The sequence below is a fragment of the Variovorax sp. J31P207 genome, from assembly GCF_030316965.1.
Classification (GTDB): Bacteria; Pseudomonadota; Gammaproteobacteria; order Burkholderiales; family Burkholderiaceae_C; genus Variovorax; species Variovorax ginsengisoli_B.
In genome coordinates this window covers 923,006-938,059 of record NZ_JASZYN010000002.1, presented here as the reverse complement: position 1 = coordinate 938,059, position 15,054 = coordinate 923,006, and the positions used below count along the sequence as shown (strand labels likewise).

Sequence of the window (15,054 nt, the reverse complement as noted above, 5' to 3'; positions counted from 1 at the left end):
AGAGAAGGCGATGATGGCGTCTTCAGGGGGCTCTCACGTTTTCTTCAATGTTGAATCTCCAATCAATGCGGGTTAGCGAGAGGTTTCAGGCCGGACTCCGTCGCACCGAAGTCACAAGGCGGTGTTTTCCCTGTGCACATATGCTTAGTTGTCGACCTAAATAGTTAGGGGGCTACATATAATTCTTCGTCCGCCTGATCGACCGATTGCACTCGGACATGGCGTTCAGTCGGTACCCCTAAAACCAGGAGAAGAATCGCAATGAGAAAATCGCTAGTAGCCTTGGCCGTATTGACTGTGGGCGGTGTTGCCTCGGCCCAATCTTCCGTGACTATGTTCGGCGTGGTGGATGCCGCAGTCAGCGGCTTCAGCAACAAGTCTGAAACGCCCCTCGGCACGAGCGTCACGACGAGTTCGACCAGGCTGACCAACTCGAGCCTTACGCCGAGCCGGCTCGGCTTCCGCGGTGTTGAAGATCTGGGCGGAGGTCTCGCAGCCGGATTTTGGTTGGAGTCGAGCTTGGGCAACGATGACGGCACTATCGGCGGAAACGTCGCCAACTCCGGACCTGCCGTCATTGGCTTCTTCAATCGTCGTTCGACAGTGAGTCTTTCGGGTACGTTCGGCGAAGTCCGCCTTGGCCGAGACTTTACTCCGACCTACCTGAACGACACCATCTTCGACCCGATGGGTGCCGCTGGCGTCGGCGCCAGCATCATCTATAACGCCAATGGTGGGTTCAGTACTGCGTCGCCAGGCGGCTTTACCGCGAATCAAATGTACGCCCGAGCAAGCAACTCCATCGGCTATTTTCTGCCATCCGGTCTTGGTGGCTTCTATGGTCAGGTGCTGTACGCCTTTAACGAAAAGACTAGCTACGATCCAGGTACGCTAACGCCCCCCGGCGCCGCTGGTTTCATCGCAAATCCCTCCGCAGCAGGGGACAATGCGCGTGCTGGGCGCTACATCGGTGGTCGCGTGGGCTATGCCAAGGGCCCTGTGGACGTCGCCTTGGCATACGGTCAAAGCACCCTGGCATCCAACTTCTTTGCCGGTACTACCCAAACGCTCGATATCTGGAATCTGGGCGGTTCTTGGGACTTTGGTGTGGTAAAGCTGTTCGGAGAATACTCCAACAACAAGCTCAAGAACGATAGTTCCTCAAGTGTTGTCAACAGCGTCACCAATCCGTTCGCGTTTCGCGAACCAGGCGCCAACGGGTGGCTCCTCGGTGGAACGGTTCCTGTCGGTCCTGGTCTGATTCGCTTCTCGTACTCGACCATCAAGTACGACAATACGACCAGAATCAATCAACTGACGGGATTGTTTGCGGAACCGAAGGCTGACAAGTGGGCTCTCGGCTACGTTCACAATTTGTCGAAGCGTACGGCCCTGTATGCGACGATCGCACGTATTAACAACTCCGATGGTGCCGGACTTGCCGTGGGGGGGCCCAATTTCTATACGACCCCGATCACCGTGAATGGAGTCAGATTCACGCCTCAAGCGTCCAGCTCGACGGGCTACGATTTTGGCCTGAGGCACGTCTTCTGACCTTGTACCGGTGTTGCAACATTCGTTGTACGCAAGAAAGACCACCCCACGAGAGTGGGGTGACCATTCCTCACTCGCCGGGAAGCCCTTCCTGGCCGCGCGTGCAAGTCAACCTTGGGGTGACCTGCCCTGGAGGACTTGAAAGCCCGCCGTGTGGTTCTGCTTTCGCCCTACTTGGCGGCAGTCAATGAGCGGGAGGCAGCCTACTTCGTGCACCGCGGGTTCGACGTCCTTGGAAACGCTGGTTTGGGTTGCAGCACCGGCCGCGAAATTATGGCTGTCACACCCGAGGCCTGGCAGGCTTTTGCTCTGAGCCATGCCCATGCCCAATCCGACGCATACGTCCTGAGTTGCACTACCGTGCGAACCGCCGAAGCCGTCGAGTCGCTGGAGCAGTCCCTGGGGCGGCCTGTCATTACCAGCAATTCGGCTGTGGCCTGGTACTGCATGCGCAAGCTGGGTGTGACCACCGAGGTGCCAGGCTACGGTCGCCTGCTCGCCAGTGCCGATCCCATCTGAATCCGGCATGCAGACAGGTGGAATTTCTGTCGAAGCATGCCTCACTCAGCCGAGGAGGGTCTACATGACTCCGTTGGGATGGAAGGCAGGCTCTCCGCCGCAATCACTTCACCACCGCGCCGGATGGGGCGGTCTGAGATCCAGCAGTGGAGCTAGCTGTTCCCGCGCGATGGTCCGGTAGCCGCCCAGGAGCCGCAGGTTGGTCGCGTGGGTCTAGGCACGGAGCGCGGCATGGTGCGGCGGATGGCATCCCAAGTCGCTCAGCCGCTTTGGAGACACTCGCGGATTTAGACACCTCGTCGAACACAGTCAAACCATTCAAGATCAGGCTTTGCCACCGTGGGACCTCCATTTTCTTTTCTCCGCTACGGAGAAACGCGATATTTGTTGTCAGCTTGTGCGGTTGCACGCAAAAGGGCTTAGGCGAACAATGCGTACCAACCTAGTCCGGACGCTTCCTCAGGCTTGCACCGCACTAATATAGGAGAACAAACAATGCCTATCCAACCGCCTTCCTCAGACCTCGTCGACCGCGTTGTGTACGCCAGTCGCATCCTGTACGACCAGAACATCGTCGATGGTCTCGGTCACGTCAGCGTGCGTCACGACAGCGAGCCAGGCGCCTTCCTCCTCTCGTGCAACCGCGCGCCAGGGATGGTGCGCCGACAGGACATCACGGTCTATGACTACGATGGCACTACGCTGTCGGAACAGAAGGAGCGACCTTATCTGGAGCGCTTTATCCATGGCGAGATCTACCGTGCCAGGCCCGATGTCATGGCCGTTGTGCACAGCCATTCGCAGAGCGTGATCCCGTTCGCGATCACCAAGAACGCGCTGAAGCCAGTGTTTCACATGTCAGGCTTCCTCAGCGAAGGATCGGCGCACTTCGAGATCCGTGAAGCGGGTGGCAACACCGACATGCTGATCAGCAGTTCCTATCTCGGTGCGGCCTTGGCGAAGTCGCTTGGCAACCACAGTTGCGTACTGATGCGTGGCCATGGCTCCACGGTCGTCGGCACGTCGCTCGAGCAGGCCGTGTACCGTGCAATCTACGCTGAAGTCAACGCCAAGTTGCAACTTGCGGCCAGCAGCTTGGGCGAGATCACTTTCCTGAACAAGGAGGAGGCCCAGCTTTCGTCGGACATGAACGATGGGCAGATTCCGCGCTCATGGAACCTTTGGGTCAAGCGACTCGGAGAAATCGACCTGGACAAGTAAGCTCTAGAGGGATGTCCTCCTTGTTCTAAGTAAATAGATGCGCGAACAACTTATTAAATGTGCAAACAACTAAATAGATCCGCAAAGAGTCAAACAGTCGCCCAAGGCAAGGAAGCCCTGTCTTCCGCAAATTGGAGGGCGAATAAAGGGCGACGTGAGGTCCGTAGAGCCATGCTCAGGAGTCTTTAGTCGACCCATTTCACTCCCACGAGCAGGGAACGAACAGCCGCTTCGGAGAAATCTGTACAGCCGGAGTGGGCCCCGTAGCCGCCGTACGCCTTGCTCGGAAGCAGCCGTTGGGCTTGGTCGTCCTTCCAGCCTCGAAGCTCCTCGCCTCATCTTATGAGGATGGCTGGGACCTTATCGCACTCTCTCAATGAGCGCCTTGATGGCTGCGGCGTGTAGACAAAAGACGATGGCCCCAAGCAAGAAGCCCACCAAGAAGAAGGTGCAGTAGTTGTGAAGCGGCGTGTCATAGCCGAACCAAAAACCTGCCCCAACCGAGCATGCAAGAGTTGGCAGGGCGTAAGGGCGAGTCGAGGCTCGCCAGCTTCGATACATTAGGTGCAGGAGCGCTGCTCCGCCCAGCATTGCCCCAATGGTGAATAGGATTTCGCCGCCCACACGAGCCCTTTATCTGTTTGCCTCATTTTGACCGTCAGCCAGTACGGTCACCTCGGGGGAGATATTCTGAGGGACGCTCGAAGGTCTACTGCTGGCTGCGGATTCAACCGGTCGATGACCGTCTTCTACTGCCATTCAGTCCACCGAGGAATCATCTCCATAGGCTGGGTCGTCAAAGCATAGAAATCCGCGAGGAATTGGTCAGCTCGTACGTGCATGCGGTGCCGTCATAGCAGTAGTTCCCTGGCGCATAGGTGGTGTGCACGGAGACACCGGGTTCGGGCGTGAATGGCACCGATGGCGGCTTGGAAAACGTCATGACTGACACGAACGTCTTACGGTCGAGCTGCAAAGCCTTCGGGGTGTTGCCCGCACCAATTTCTCTTCTTGCGATGGCTTGAAGCGCCACCGGCAGGTACCACCAAAGTCTTGCCGCCTCTTGTTCGGCGAACGATTCCCCCGACCAGGTGAGGGACTCAGTTGTCCAAAGATACGGGGAAGTCGCATTTGGGTTCATTTGAACGTTGGGTCGCCGAGGGCAAGTCCGACGTCCTGCACCTGGTCACATGGACCATCGATGGTGTGAAGCCGCACGGTGGAGGGACGCGACGCTGCTCCCTTAATGCGAACCTGAACGGTGACTCTCATGGGGGCCTACCTTTCCTGAGATTGCGCAGCCGAGGCGGCGAGCCTTCGGTTGACGGCGCGCCGGTCGAAGCGATCGGGGTTGGTAGTGACGCAGGGTTTCCCATTCCTCGTTTTCCACCTCGTCGAGAAGATCCTCCAACTCGTGCCGGGACCTGCTCTCGCCGATCAAGGTGTACTCGTGTTGGCGCCGGCCGAAAATTGATCCACCGGTCAAAGTTCAACCGGCGCTGACACACCCGAACCTCAGTCGCCGCTGCGCGCATAAGGTTCCAGGAACCTTTCAAGAGCCTGCAGCAGTTCCTGCGGCTTTTCTTCGGCGGGAAAGTGGCCGCTGCCGGGGATGATGATTGAGCTCACGTCTTCGGCCACCGTCCGCAGCTCGTCCTCCACCATCGTGTTGCATGCCAATTCACCGGCGAATGCCAGCACCGGCAGCGTGAGCTTGCGCTTCATTCGCTCACGCGTCTGCGGGATCACCTCGTCGAGGGCGCGGTAGTAATCGAAGCTCGCGCGCAGTGCGTTGCGGTCCCGGGCCAGCAGGCTGATGTAGAAATCCTTGGCGTACTTGGGAATGGCCTCGGGCGAAGCGGCCTTGGTCTCGAACTGATGGCCGAAGTAGATGGCTTCGCGTCCGACGACCAGTTCCTCGTTCACGCCCAAGGCGCGGTTGAAGTTGAAGTGCCAGAGGAAGTCGCTCACGCCGCGTGCTTCAGGAAGCAGCGGCAGGGAGGACGAGATGCCGGGGATGTTCGCCTCGCCCAGCGCGATGCGCACGATGCGCCTGGGCTGCTCGTGGGCCATGGCATAGCCCACCCACATGCCGATGTCGTGACCGACCATGGCGAATCTGTCGTTCCCCAGCGCATCCATCAGCGCGAACATGTCACCGGCCAGGCTTGTGGAGTCGTAACCGCCCTCGGGCTTGTCGGAGACGCCCACGCCGCGCGGGTCCGCCGCAATCACGGTGAAACGCTTCGAGAGGGGCATCATCAGGTGCCGCCACGTGTACCAGCTCTGCGGCCAGCCGCCGAGCAGCAGCAGCGGCGGGCCCTCGCCGCCGATCACGACATGCAGGTTCAGCATGCCGCTCTGGACGAGGTAGCTGTCGAAGACGCTGGTGAAACCATCGGGTAGTTGGGGGACACCATGGACCGTACCGTAGGCATCAGTCCTGCGCAGGTTTGTCGTGGAGGTCATTTCAGTTCCTTTGGCCAATTCGTCGGCTCACTGTGGGTGTATCGGCCATGCGCCATGGCCCAACGCGCGATCTCGTCCTTTCGCATGAAGACCGCGTGGGGATGCTTCAGAGCGTAGGCAATGAAGTCTCCGTATGCCTCAATGATCGCGGGCTGCCCGGCAATCCGGTCGTGAGTGCATCGTAGTTCCACTCCAAGGGATTGGGCGCATTCGAACGCTTCCGAGTGCGGTTAAACCTTGGCGGCGCCGCCGGCCTCTGCGCGATTCGGTCGCAGAGCCGGCGGTACCGCTCTAACGCATCCATCAGCTGTCCTGCACGATGCGGCCGTCTCAGGTATGGCTCAGGAGATGCTGGCGCCCAGGGCCGGGAACACGTCGGAGAACAGCAACCCGATGAGCTGCTGGCCTGTGGGGGTGGACCAGTCCTGCGCGATTTCCGCCATAAGCGTGTTCGTGGCGGTCAGAACGACACCGGCATCGTGCATGCGCTGGCGCGAGAACTCTTCGCTCAAATCGCTCGGGGAGCCCGATGCATCCATCACGGCCTGCACGCCGAAACCTTCCTTCGCTGCGTCGATGGCAGGGAAGATGAGACAGACGTCGGTGGTCACGCCGGCCATGATGAGGTTCTTGCGCCCAGTCGCGAGCACGGCCTTCTTGAAGTCAGGGTAGGCCCAGGCGTTGACGACGCCCGGACGCTTGACGCGTGCCGCATGTGCTTCCGGGAGGATTTGCGCAATCTCCGGAAGGATGGGGCCCTGCGCCCGGTCTTCCTGGCTGGACGTGATGACGACCGGCATGTTCAGAATCTTCGCCATCTTGGCCAAGGCAATCGACTGCTTGGCAGCGAGTTCCTTGTCGATGTTCTTGATGAGTTGCATGGTGCCGACCTGGTGGTCGATGAGCAGCAAAGCAGAGTTCTCGGCGGTGAATTGTTCAGACTTCATGATGTAGCTCCTTGGATGTGAATGGGGCGGATGGGCCACCTGCCCCGGAGTGTGTGGCTGCCCCTTACAGGCTTCCCATATCGCCACGGTGATAGGCGGCCGCCGCTGCGGCCAGGTTGTCCCGGCTTGCGAAGGCCATCGGGCCATTCGACAGGACAGGTTGCTCCAGCGGTTTGCCGATGAAGACGGCGACCTTGGCGCTGCCCGCCTTGGCCACGAGCCTGTGGGCCGTCGCATCGGCGCCGGTCGGCGTGATGGGCGCCCCCAGGTCGTCCAGGCCGAAGCTCTGGCCATCGATTTCGGCGCTGCCGAAGACCGGCATGAAGAAGGCGCGCTGCCCCGCTGGGACGGTCACCTCGAGTTCGGCGTTTTCCTCCAGCGTGACGTCCAGCAAGGTGACGTCGGTCGGCGGTGTCAGTGGCGAGCGAACGCCACCGAAGCTGCCCAAGGGCACGCGCACACGCGCACCGGGGCGCTGCACGACGGGCACATCCTGTGGCCGCAAGGTCAACGCGAACGGCGCCTCCGTCTGGCGGTCTTCAGGCAGGTTCACGAAGATTTGCAGCAGGTGCGTCGTGCTCCCCAGCACCGCAGGGTTCTCTTCATGCACCACGCCGCGCCCTGCGGCCGTCCAGTGCAGGCCACCGGGTTCGATCAGGGTCCTGTTGCCCTGCGAATCGCGGTTCGCAATGCCCGTCTCCGAATCGAGAAACAGGTAGGTCACTGCAGAGAATCCCGCATGAGGATGTGGCGGGAACGTGGGTGCGCTCATCCAGGCGTCGATGCCCATGAAGGGGTCGAGCTGCGCGGGGTCAGCGCCGTGCAGGCGGTAGGCGCGGAACTGCGTTCCCCGATTGGCGCGCTGCATGCGGGCGATGGTGGCGGTCATGGCATAGGCTCCCGTGGCATCAAGCCACTTCAATCGACCTCGGCAGGGACTAGCGCGGGGTAATCAATGTAGCCCTTGGCGTTCGGCGGTGCGAAGAAGGTGGTGCGGTCCGGCGCATTGAGCTCTGCGCCCAGACGGAAGCGTTCCGGCAGGTCCGGATTGGCGAGGAACGGCGCGCCGAACACGGTGGCATCGGCCTTGTTTTCCTGCAGCAGCGTCTCTGCGCTCTCCTGCGTCAAACCACTGCCAATGAGGTACGCGCCTTCGAACTGTGGACGCAGCAGCGCGTGATAGTCGACCTTTGTCGTGCCGAACAGGGCCACGTGCAGGTAGGCCAGGCCCCAACCCTTCAGCTTGTCGACCAGGTAGGTGTAGGTCTCTTGCGGAGCCGCATCGGAGATGCTGTTGTAGTTCATCTCCGGAGAAATCTTGATGCCGACGCGGTCGGCACCGGCTTCGGCCGCCATGGCGTCGAGCACATCCAGGACGAAGCGCGCCCGGTTCTCGACCGAGCCACCGTACAGGTCCTGCCGCTGGTTGCTGCCGGAGGACAGGAACTGCTCCGGCAGGTAGCCCGATGCCGCGTGCAGTTCGACACCGTCGAAGCCCGCGTCGATGGCGCGCAGGGTTGCTTGCCGGTAGTCGTCGATGACACCGGCAATCTCTTCCAGGCTCAGCTCGCGTGGCGTGACGAAGTCGACCTGACCGACGGGGGTCCAGGCCTGTCCTTCGGGCTTCATGGCAGAAGGGGCCACGGGGGCGGCGCCGTTCAGCAGCGAGGGGTGCGAGACCCGGCCGCAGTGCATGACCTGCATGAAGATGCGCCCGCCGCGGGCGTGCACGGCCTCGGTCACCTTCTTCCAGGCGGCAACTTGCGCGTCGGTCTCGATACCCGGCGTGTGCACGTAGCCCCTGCCCATGGCGGAGGGGAACACGCCCTCCGTGATGATGAGGCCGGCGCTGGCGCGCTGCGCGTAGTAGGCGACGGTCATATCGCCGACGACGCCGCCGTCGCTCGCGCGGGAGCGGGTCATCGGCGCCATGACGACACGGTTCGGGGCGACGAGGCGGCCGATGCGGACGGGGGTGAGAAGTTGCTTCATGGTCAATCCTTCAATTTGGTGGCTAATGTTCGTTTATTCCCACTGAGAGATAAATACGGTAAATTGGCAAACATTGGTTCAAATTTGGCGCAATCTATTTGGAATTGCTGAACGACATGGCGCTGTTCGTGGAAGTGGCCCACGCCCGCAGCTTTCGCGGGGCTGCCGATGTGACCGGGGCGCCCAACTCGACGCTGTCGCGCCGCATCAGCGCGCTGGAGAAGGCCATCGGCTTGCGACTGCTGCATCGCACGACGCGCAAGGTCGAGCTGACCGAGGCCGGTCAGGTCTACTACCAGCGCTGCCGGCGCATCGTGGACGAGGCCCGCATCGCGCACGAGCAGTTGGGAGAAATGCTGGCTCAGCCCAGCGGCGTTCTGCGCGCATCGCTACCGGTGGACTTCGCGACCATCTACATGGCGCCCCCTGGTGGCGGAATTTGCGCGCCGATATCCCGGCATCGCCTTCGACTTCGACCTGACGCCAAGGCGTGTGGATCTGGTCTCCGAGCCGTTCGACGTGGCCATCCGCATGGGCGAACTGCCCGACTCGAACCTGATTGCCCGGTTGCTGGCGCGGCTGTCGGTGCAGGCCTATGCCTCGCCTGGCTGCCTGACGGTCGCGGGCGAGCCAACCCATCCGTCAGACCGCTCGCAGCACGAGTGCCTTGGCTTTGCGAAGGCCGCGACCTGGGAACTGCACCGTGGCACCGAATCCGTCCAGGTCGAGGTCGGCGGGCGCTTTCTGGTCAACAGCGTCGGCATGTTCCGTCGCTTGGCCACGCTGGACTTGGGCGTCGTGCTGCTGCCCGTGGAAATCGTGGCGGAGGATGTGGCCGCAGGCCGCCTGCAGCGGATACTGACGGACTGGGAGGGCAAGTCGACGCCGGTCTACGCGCTGACGGAAACGCGACTACTGCCCGCCAAAGTGCAGCGCTTCATCGAGTTCCTGCAGGAGCGCCTGGGCCAGCGCGACACGTCGGCGCAGGCTTGAACGCGGCTAACCCGGCGTATCGTGAATGGCCTTGGGCAGATGCTCCACCAGGTGGTCGATGAGGCTGCGCACGGACGGCAGCATGCCGCGTGGCGGCGGATACACGAGGTGAATCAGGTTCTCGCCGGCAGACCACTCCGGAAGCACCTGTTCGAGCGCGCGGCTGCGTAGCGCCTCGGCGACGATGGGTTCGGGCATCAGCGCGATGCCGATGCCATGTAGCGTAGCCTGGTGCTGCACCCGCAGGTCGCTGGAAACGAGGCGTGGGCTGAGACGGACGCGGGCCTGCTCGCCGGCGCTGCTCGTGACCGACCAGACCGCCGCGCCGTCCTGCTGGTCGCCCAGTTGGCTCACCACGTCGAAGTTGGAAATCTCTGATGGGTTGGCAGGCCTGCCGTTGCGGTCAAGGTAGGCCGGGCTGGCGACCAGGATTCGTCGGGCCGTTCCCAGCGTCTTCACAACCATGCCGGCATCACCGTCCATCTGTGGCCGGGCCCGCAACACCAGGTCGAATCGCTCCTCAATCTGGGCGACCGACCTGTCGGTGGCCTCCACGAACAGGCTGACCTTGGGATGTTGTGCCAAGTAAGCCGGCAGGATGGGGGCCAGGAGGCTTTGTGCCATGACCACCGGGCAGCTCAGTCGCACCTTGCCACTGGGCTCTGCCTGCAGTTCGGCCAGAGGCGCGATGTGCAAGGGATAATGCAAAGCGATTCGCCTCTAATCTCCTCTCTGCTCATCCGGCATCAAGGCGATCGACGCTCTGTCGCTCGCAACTTGTCGCCACAGAGGAGGGGGGCGCGAGCGGAAGGCCTCTGCTTTCGAGAGGGGAGGGCTCCCCGCTGTCGCTCTGTGGGGCCTCAAGAGCTCATTTTTCATCTCAGGGTCCAATAGGTCCTCTCCCCTCGAACCAAGCACTAGGAGGCTATGTCCTGAGTCCGTCCCCGGTCCGTTGGGCTGCATGCTGCCCAGGCCGAGTGCCGCATGAAAAACCATACCGTATGAGAAAACATACGTCTCGGTTCCGACACCGACGCGGTGCGCCTCCAGTTGGCGCAAGGCAGCAGCCGTCGCCGCCTGGCTGTCGCGCAGCTGCCCAATCTCCCGCTCGGCCTGCTCCTGCTGGCGTGCAACTGGGCGGCAAGGTCGCTGGCGCGCTGCTCCGCCCCGGCGGCACGCTCTCGAAGGGTCGCGCGTTCGACGAGGCCTTCCTGCTCCTGGCGGGACCAGGCGGCGGCCGCCTCGCGGTGCGCCGACTTTTCGGCCAGTAACGCCTGCTCTGCCGCTGCCTGCGCTGTGCGGGCTGCGTCGAGGTCCGCTGCGCGGGCCTTCCGCTCCTTAGCGAGCTCTGCGGCGGCCTGGCGCGCGGCCACCCGCTCGCGATCGACATCGGCGAGCAGTCGGCGCTCCTGGGCGCCTCCTACATCGCCGACTCAGCATCAACGTGTGCTCGCTGTCCCCTTACCTTTGGCCTTGACTCATTCCGGGCGACGCTCCAACCGCACGCCGGAAGAAGTCATAAAGTGACACTGGCCGCATGCTTCATGACTTCGAGTTGATCTGACACCTTTCCTTGGCATCGTCCCGGGCAGCCAATCCAAACCGGCGCTTGTAGGCCGCACTGAAATAACTGGCGCTGCCAAAGCCGGCCATGTAGGCGATGCTGGAGACCGAATGCCTCAAGGGCCGCTGGCGCAGCAGCGTGCGCGCAAGCAGGAGCCGCGCTTCTAGCAGATACTCCCGCGGCGAAGTGCCCGCGACCTGAAAAATCTTCTGCATGTAACGCGTCGATATGCCATTGGCTGCCGCGACGTGGGGGAGTGTGAGATCGTCGTCGGACAGGTGGGCGTGAATGAACTGCTTCAGGCGATGAAGCAGCGCCGCCTGCGTCGCCGGATACGCTCCGCCGAGGTCGTTCTGCCCGTCGAGCATGAGCGCGGCGAGATCGACCAGATGCGCCATCACACACTGGAATTCGTGAGCCTGCCACCGGTCCAGATTGGCCCGCACGGTGTCGGCGTAGCCGAGGAGGGCCGCCAGGGTGGCGCTGTCTCGCGGAAATCCGACACCGCAGGCATGCGTCACGCCCGGCAGCTTCGCATCCAGAAGCGTCCGGTCGCAAGCGATCAACGTGGCCGACAGAGGCTGCCCGTAGAGCATCTGGTGCGGCCGCGACATGTCGATCAGTGCGCCGTCACCGCGTTGGAGCCGGATGCGATGACCGCAATGCTGCAGTTCGAACTCTCCGCTCGTCACCAGCACGAGTTCGTACCGGCAGATGGCATCGGAGCCAGCTTGCTTCTTGCTCCTTGAACTGGCCGTGGGCGCCGCATTGAACTCCACGAGCTGGATGGCATCGCTGCGCCTCGCAGCCAGCGTGCCGCGATAGCCGTTGGTCGTCGCGCCCTCGAAACACATCTGCCCGTGGAGGTCGACAACGACCTGCTTCCATGCGTCGAGTTGCCGTGTGGTTGCCACTCTCTCGGTGGAGAAAGACAGTACGGGCGCCTCGGTAGCCTGACTGACATTGAGCACGGCTCTTCTCCTGACAAGTCATGACGTTCCTCGAATGCACGGTTCGCCAGAGAACAAGAAAGTGTACGCGTAGACGCAAATCTTCCACTAGCGCCGACCCTACATTACACGAACAACTTCAATGCAGGAGACAACTTTCATGAGCGTCCTATCAAACGAGCTGCTGCCGATCGAGGTGGCTGTTACGGTCGACGAATTGCTAATCTGGGAGGAAGCGCCGCTGCCGCCTGGGTACGCGCGGGAGGGCATTGTGGCCGCCATGGTTCAGACCTTGGCAAAACATCAGATCGGCGGCGTCTACGGTTTCGCGCACACCTCGCCACTGGACAAGGACCACGGGCTGAAAGAAGTCTTGACGCATTGGGTAGCCAGCGGTCACCACCTAGGCAACCACACGCACTGCCATGCCTGCCTAAACTGGTTGTCTGCCAAGAACTATTGCGAGGACATCCAGCGGTCGGAAGACGTCATCGGTGATCTGATCGAGAAGGCGCCCGGCCGGTACTTCCGCTATACGATGGACATGAGCGGCCAGTCCGAAGCCAAGCGTGGCGAAGTGGAAGACTTTCTCGCGCTCAAGGGCTACACGAATGCGCCCATCACCGCCTGGTTCGGCGACTTCGCATGGATCGTCCCCTACACCCGGGCCCTGCTCAACAAGGACATGCCCAGTGTGGAAGCGTTGCGAACGAGCTTTGTGAACACCGCCGTGGTGCAGTTGCGCAACCACGCAAAGGTGGCCCGCCAGATATTCGGCCGTGACATCCCCTACATCTGGCTGATCCACGGTTCTGCGATCGCGATGGATACGCTGGATGACATCCTCACGGCGTTCAAAGATCTGGGGATCCGGTTCGTGAGCCTGGACCACGCCATGAAGGACGTCGCTCACCGCGCCATGCCACGTGCATCACCGAAGTTCGTGAACCATTTGCAGCGCTTCGCACTTGCGCAGGGCCTGCCCGCGGAGTACGTGCCGCCGGAGCTCATGCAGGCTGTGCTGGAAGCTTCGCCCCGAGCCGGAATGGACAGTATGGCCTTCTACGACGCCATACTTCGCAAGATGTGCGAACGGGCCGGTGGAACATACGAGTGGGACTGGAGTTGATCGCATGCGCGAGGAAGCTAGCACCCAGGTTCGCCTTGCTGCACGCCCGACGGGGACACCTGACGCGCGGACCTGGCAATTGACGCAGGCGTCGCCGCCCACACCCGGCGAGGGTCAGGTGCTCGTGCGCAACGAGTACATCTCGGTCGATCCGGCCATGCGTGGCTGGATCGGCGCCACCCCGACGTACACGAGCCCGGTCGAAGTCGGCGATGTCATGCGTGCGAGGGCCGCAGGACGCGTGGTCGCCAGTCGCGACCCGAGCCTGCCCGAAGGCACCTCGGTCGTCGGTTTCCTGGGCGTGCAGAGCCATGCCCTGGCCAGGCGCGACCAAGTCCGCGTGGTCGATGCCTCTGCGGTGCCGCTGATCTACCAGCTGTCGGCACTGGGCGCGCCGGGGATGACTGCCTACTTCGGGCTGCTGGAGGTGGGCGGCTGCCGGCCCGGGGAAACAGTCGTGGTGTCGGCCGCGGCCGGTGCGGTCGGGCAGATGGTGGTTCAGATTGCCCTGATCATGGGTTGCCGTGTGATCGGCATTGCTGGCGGAGCGAGCAAGTGCGATTTTGTGCAGCGGCGACTTGGCGCGACGGCCTGCATCGACTACAAGGCCGATAACGTGGCGGCACAAATGCGCGCCGCGTGCCCCTACGGCATCGACGTCTACTTCGACAATGTCGGCGGCGACATCCTCAATGACGCGCTAGCCCAGATCGGGCTGGGCGCGCGGATCGTGGTGTGCGGCGCAGTTTCCCAGTACGACAACCTGGGGGCTGTGCAAGGACCTGGCAACTATCTGAACCTGTTGATGCAACGGGCTTCTCTTCGGGGCATGCTGGTCGGGGACTTCGAGGCGAAGTTTCCCGTCGCCATAGCCGCCATGAGCCGTTGGATGGCGCAGAGCCGGCTCGACTGCCAACATCATTGCGTGGATGGCATCGAGAACTTTCCGGATGCATTGCAGCAACTGTTTGCAGGGCGCAACGTGGGCAAGGTCATCGTGCGGGTTCGTTGAGCCGGCATGAACGAACTTGAACCGGGTCACATAGTGAACGGGTTCGGGTTCGAAGCGGACTCTTCGATGAAGGCGTCGGTGATGCGCTTGTGCGAGCTGTCCGAGAGCGTCCAGACGCCTTCGGACACGGCCAGCGCGATGGCCAGGCGCAACTCGAGATCCGGCACGCGCGGCATGTCAAACAGCTGGTTGAACTGGTCGACCCGCATGCGCGTGAGCGCCGCGTTGCCCAGCATGTCGGTGTTGCGCACCTGCACGCTGACTCCGGCGCCCATGAAAAGCCGCAGGGCGCGCGTTGAGGTAGGCGGCAGCGCGCCGCTGGTTCATGGCCACCATGTCCTGCCAGCTGGTGGGTGGGGGTTGGTGGGGCTGGCTGGCAAGGTAGCGCAGTTCGGCATGGAAGCGCTGTGCCAGCGCGACGAAGGCCGCATTGCGGTTCGGGAAGAAGTGGTAGACCGAGGCCAGCGGCACTTCGGCGACCGCCGCGATCTGGGCCAGGCTCACGTCTTCATTGAGCCCATCCGCCAGTACACGGTCGGTGGCGTCCAGCAGCAGTTCGTATCGCTCTTGCGCGCCCTTGCGGACTGGTTTGCGCGCGTCGGCCCGCGGTCGATGGGAAAAGGTCGATGACATGGGTTCGAGATGCTGAGTGGTAGGGGGCGAGCTTAAGCGCTCGCGCTTCGTGCCGTGGCCGGCGTCCGGTG

14 protein-coding genes and 1 pseudogene are annotated in these 15,054 nt (G+C 62.2%); 7 read left to right on the top strand and 8 right to left on the bottom strand.

Translation table 11 applies throughout. The features are described from left to right. Positions 1 to 261: 261 nt before the first annotated feature. From QTI68_RS10100 to QTI68_RS10090, 3 genes are all read left to right on the top strand, one after another. Positions 262 to 1,554: a porin gene (locus QTI68_RS10100; RefSeq protein WP_286521297.1), complete on the top strand. Its 1,293-nt coding sequence runs from the start codon at positions 262 to 264 to the stop codon at positions 1,552 to 1,554. Between the two features lie 138 nt (positions 1,555 to 1,692). After that, positions 1,693 to 2,073 carry a maleate cis-trans isomerase family protein gene (locus tag QTI68_RS10095; RefSeq protein WP_286521295.1) on the top strand — a complete coding sequence of 127 codons (381 nt, stop codon included), beginning with the start codon at positions 1,693 to 1,695 and terminating at the stop codon, positions 2,071 to 2,073. A 495-nt stretch (positions 2,074 to 2,568) separates the two neighbouring features. Beyond that, positions 2,569 to 3,294, top strand: coding sequence for a class II aldolase/adducin family protein (locus QTI68_RS10090; RefSeq protein ID WP_286521294.1), 726 nt, complete (start codon positions 2,569 to 2,571; stop codon positions 3,292 to 3,294). Positions 3,295 to 4,090: 796 nt separating this feature from the next. Here QTI68_RS10090 and QTI68_RS10085 read toward each other — a convergent pair. The 5 genes from QTI68_RS10085 to QTI68_RS10065 all read right to left on the bottom strand — a co-directional run bounded on the left by QTI68_RS10085 (position 4,091) and on the right by QTI68_RS10065 (position 8,702). Continuing rightward, positions 4,091 to 4,435, bottom strand: a complete 345-nt coding sequence (locus QTI68_RS10085; RefSeq protein WP_286521293.1) for a hypothetical protein — start codon at positions 4,433 to 4,435, stop codon at positions 4,091 to 4,093. A 374-nt stretch (positions 4,436 to 4,809) separates the two neighbouring features. Next, entirely contained in the window at positions 4,810 to 5,763 is a 954-nt protein-coding gene (locus QTI68_RS10080; RefSeq protein WP_286521292.1) for an alpha/beta fold hydrolase, read from the bottom strand. A gap of 341 nt (positions 5,764 to 6,104) precedes the next feature. Further along, positions 6,105 to 6,710 (bottom strand): isochorismatase family protein, encoded by a 606-nt coding sequence (locus QTI68_RS10075; RefSeq protein WP_286521291.1) that lies wholly within the window; start codon positions 6,708 to 6,710, stop codon positions 6,105 to 6,107. A 64-nt stretch (positions 6,711 to 6,774) separates the two neighbouring features. Continuing rightward, positions 6,775 to 7,599, bottom strand: coding sequence for a pirin family protein (locus tag QTI68_RS10070; protein ID WP_286521290.1), 825 nt, complete (start codon positions 7,597 to 7,599; stop codon positions 6,775 to 6,777). A gap of 29 nt (positions 7,600 to 7,628) precedes the next feature. Next, positions 7,629 to 8,702 carry an alkene reductase gene (locus QTI68_RS10065; RefSeq protein ID WP_286521573.1) on the bottom strand — a complete coding sequence of 358 codons (1,074 nt, stop codon included), beginning with the start codon at positions 8,700 to 8,702 and terminating at the stop codon, positions 7,629 to 7,631. A 98-nt stretch (positions 8,703 to 8,800) separates the two neighbouring features. Between QTI68_RS10065 and QTI68_RS10060 the strand changes: the two are divergent. Continuing rightward, positions 8,801 to 9,695: pseudogene (locus tag QTI68_RS10060) on the top strand (LysR family transcriptional regulator). Between the two features lie 6 nt (positions 9,696 to 9,701). On the opposite strand, the gene QTI68_RS10055 reads toward QTI68_RS10060, so the two are convergent. After that, positions 9,702 to 10,391, bottom strand: a complete 690-nt coding sequence (locus tag QTI68_RS10055; RefSeq protein WP_286521289.1) for a LysR substrate-binding domain-containing protein — start codon at positions 10,389 to 10,391, stop codon at positions 9,702 to 9,704. An 846-nt stretch (positions 10,392 to 11,237) separates the two neighbouring features. Continuing rightward, positions 11,238 to 12,230: a helix-turn-helix domain-containing protein gene (locus QTI68_RS10050; RefSeq protein ID WP_286521288.1), complete on the bottom strand. Its 993-nt coding sequence runs from the start codon at positions 12,228 to 12,230 to the stop codon at positions 11,238 to 11,240. 139 nt (positions 12,231 to 12,369) lie between these two features. On the opposite strand from QTI68_RS10050, the gene QTI68_RS10045 reads away from it, so the two are divergent. Beyond that, positions 12,370 to 13,338 (top strand): polysaccharide deacetylase family protein, encoded by a 969-nt coding sequence (locus tag QTI68_RS10045; RefSeq protein ID WP_286521287.1) that lies wholly within the window; start codon positions 12,370 to 12,372, stop codon positions 13,336 to 13,338. A gap of 4 nt (positions 13,339 to 13,342) precedes the next feature. Continuing rightward, a complete protein-coding gene (locus QTI68_RS10040) occupies positions 13,343 to 14,350 on the top strand; it encodes an NADP-dependent oxidoreductase (RefSeq protein WP_286521286.1) in 1,008 nt (335 codons plus the stop codon). 26 nt (positions 14,351 to 14,376) lie between these two features. On the opposite strand, the gene QTI68_RS10035 is transcribed toward QTI68_RS10040, so the two are convergent. Then, entirely contained in the window at positions 14,377 to 14,625 is a 249-nt protein-coding gene (locus tag QTI68_RS10035) for a hypothetical protein (protein ID WP_286521285.1), read from the bottom strand. Positions 14,626 to 14,746: 121 nt separating this feature from the next. Here QTI68_RS10035 and QTI68_RS10030 point away from each other — a divergent pair, with 121 nt between their 5' ends. Continuing rightward, positions 14,747 to 14,980 (top strand): P-loop NTPase family protein, encoded by a 234-nt coding sequence (locus tag QTI68_RS10030; protein ID WP_286521284.1) that lies wholly within the window; start codon positions 14,747 to 14,749, stop codon positions 14,978 to 14,980. Positions 14,981 to 15,054: the final 74 nt, after the last annotated feature.

Coding starts and splice junctions, on each gene's coding strand:
- QTI68_RS10100 (WP_286521297.1), top strand. CDS start 262: ATGAGAAAATCGCTAGTAGCCTTGGCCGTATTGACTGTGGGCGGTGTT.
- QTI68_RS10090 (WP_286521294.1), top strand. CDS start 2,569: ATGCCTATCCAACCGCCTTCCTCAGACCTCGTCGACCGCGTTGTGTAC.
- QTI68_RS10085 (WP_286521293.1), bottom strand. CDS start 4,435: ATGAACCCAAATGCGACTTCCCCGTATCTTTGGACAACTGAGTCCCTC.
- QTI68_RS10080 (WP_286521292.1), bottom strand. CDS start 5,763: ATGACCTCCACGACAAACCTGCGCAGGACTGATGCCTACGGTACGGTC.
- QTI68_RS10075 (WP_286521291.1), bottom strand. CDS start 6,710: ATGAAGTCTGAACAATTCACCGCCGAGAACTCTGCTTTGCTGCTCATC.
- QTI68_RS10070 (WP_286521290.1), bottom strand. CDS start 7,599: ATGACCGCCACCATCGCCCGCATGCAGCGCGCCAATCGGGGAACGCAG.
- QTI68_RS10065 (WP_286521573.1), bottom strand. CDS start 8,702: ATGAAGCAACTTCTCACCCCCGTCCGCATCGGCCGCCTCGTCGCCCCG.
- QTI68_RS10045 (WP_286521287.1), top strand. CDS start 12,370: ATGAGCGTCCTATCAAACGAGCTGCTGCCGATCGAGGTGGCTGTTACG.
- QTI68_RS10040 (WP_286521286.1), top strand. CDS start 13,343: ATGCGCGAGGAAGCTAGCACCCAGGTTCGCCTTGCTGCACGCCCGACG.
- QTI68_RS10035 (WP_286521285.1), bottom strand. CDS start 14,625: ATGGGCGCCGGAGTCAGCGTGCAGGTGCGCAACACCGACATGCTGGGC.
- QTI68_RS10030 (WP_286521284.1), top strand. CDS start 14,747: ATGGAAGCGCTGTGCCAGCGCGACGAAGGCCGCATTGCGGTTCGGGAA.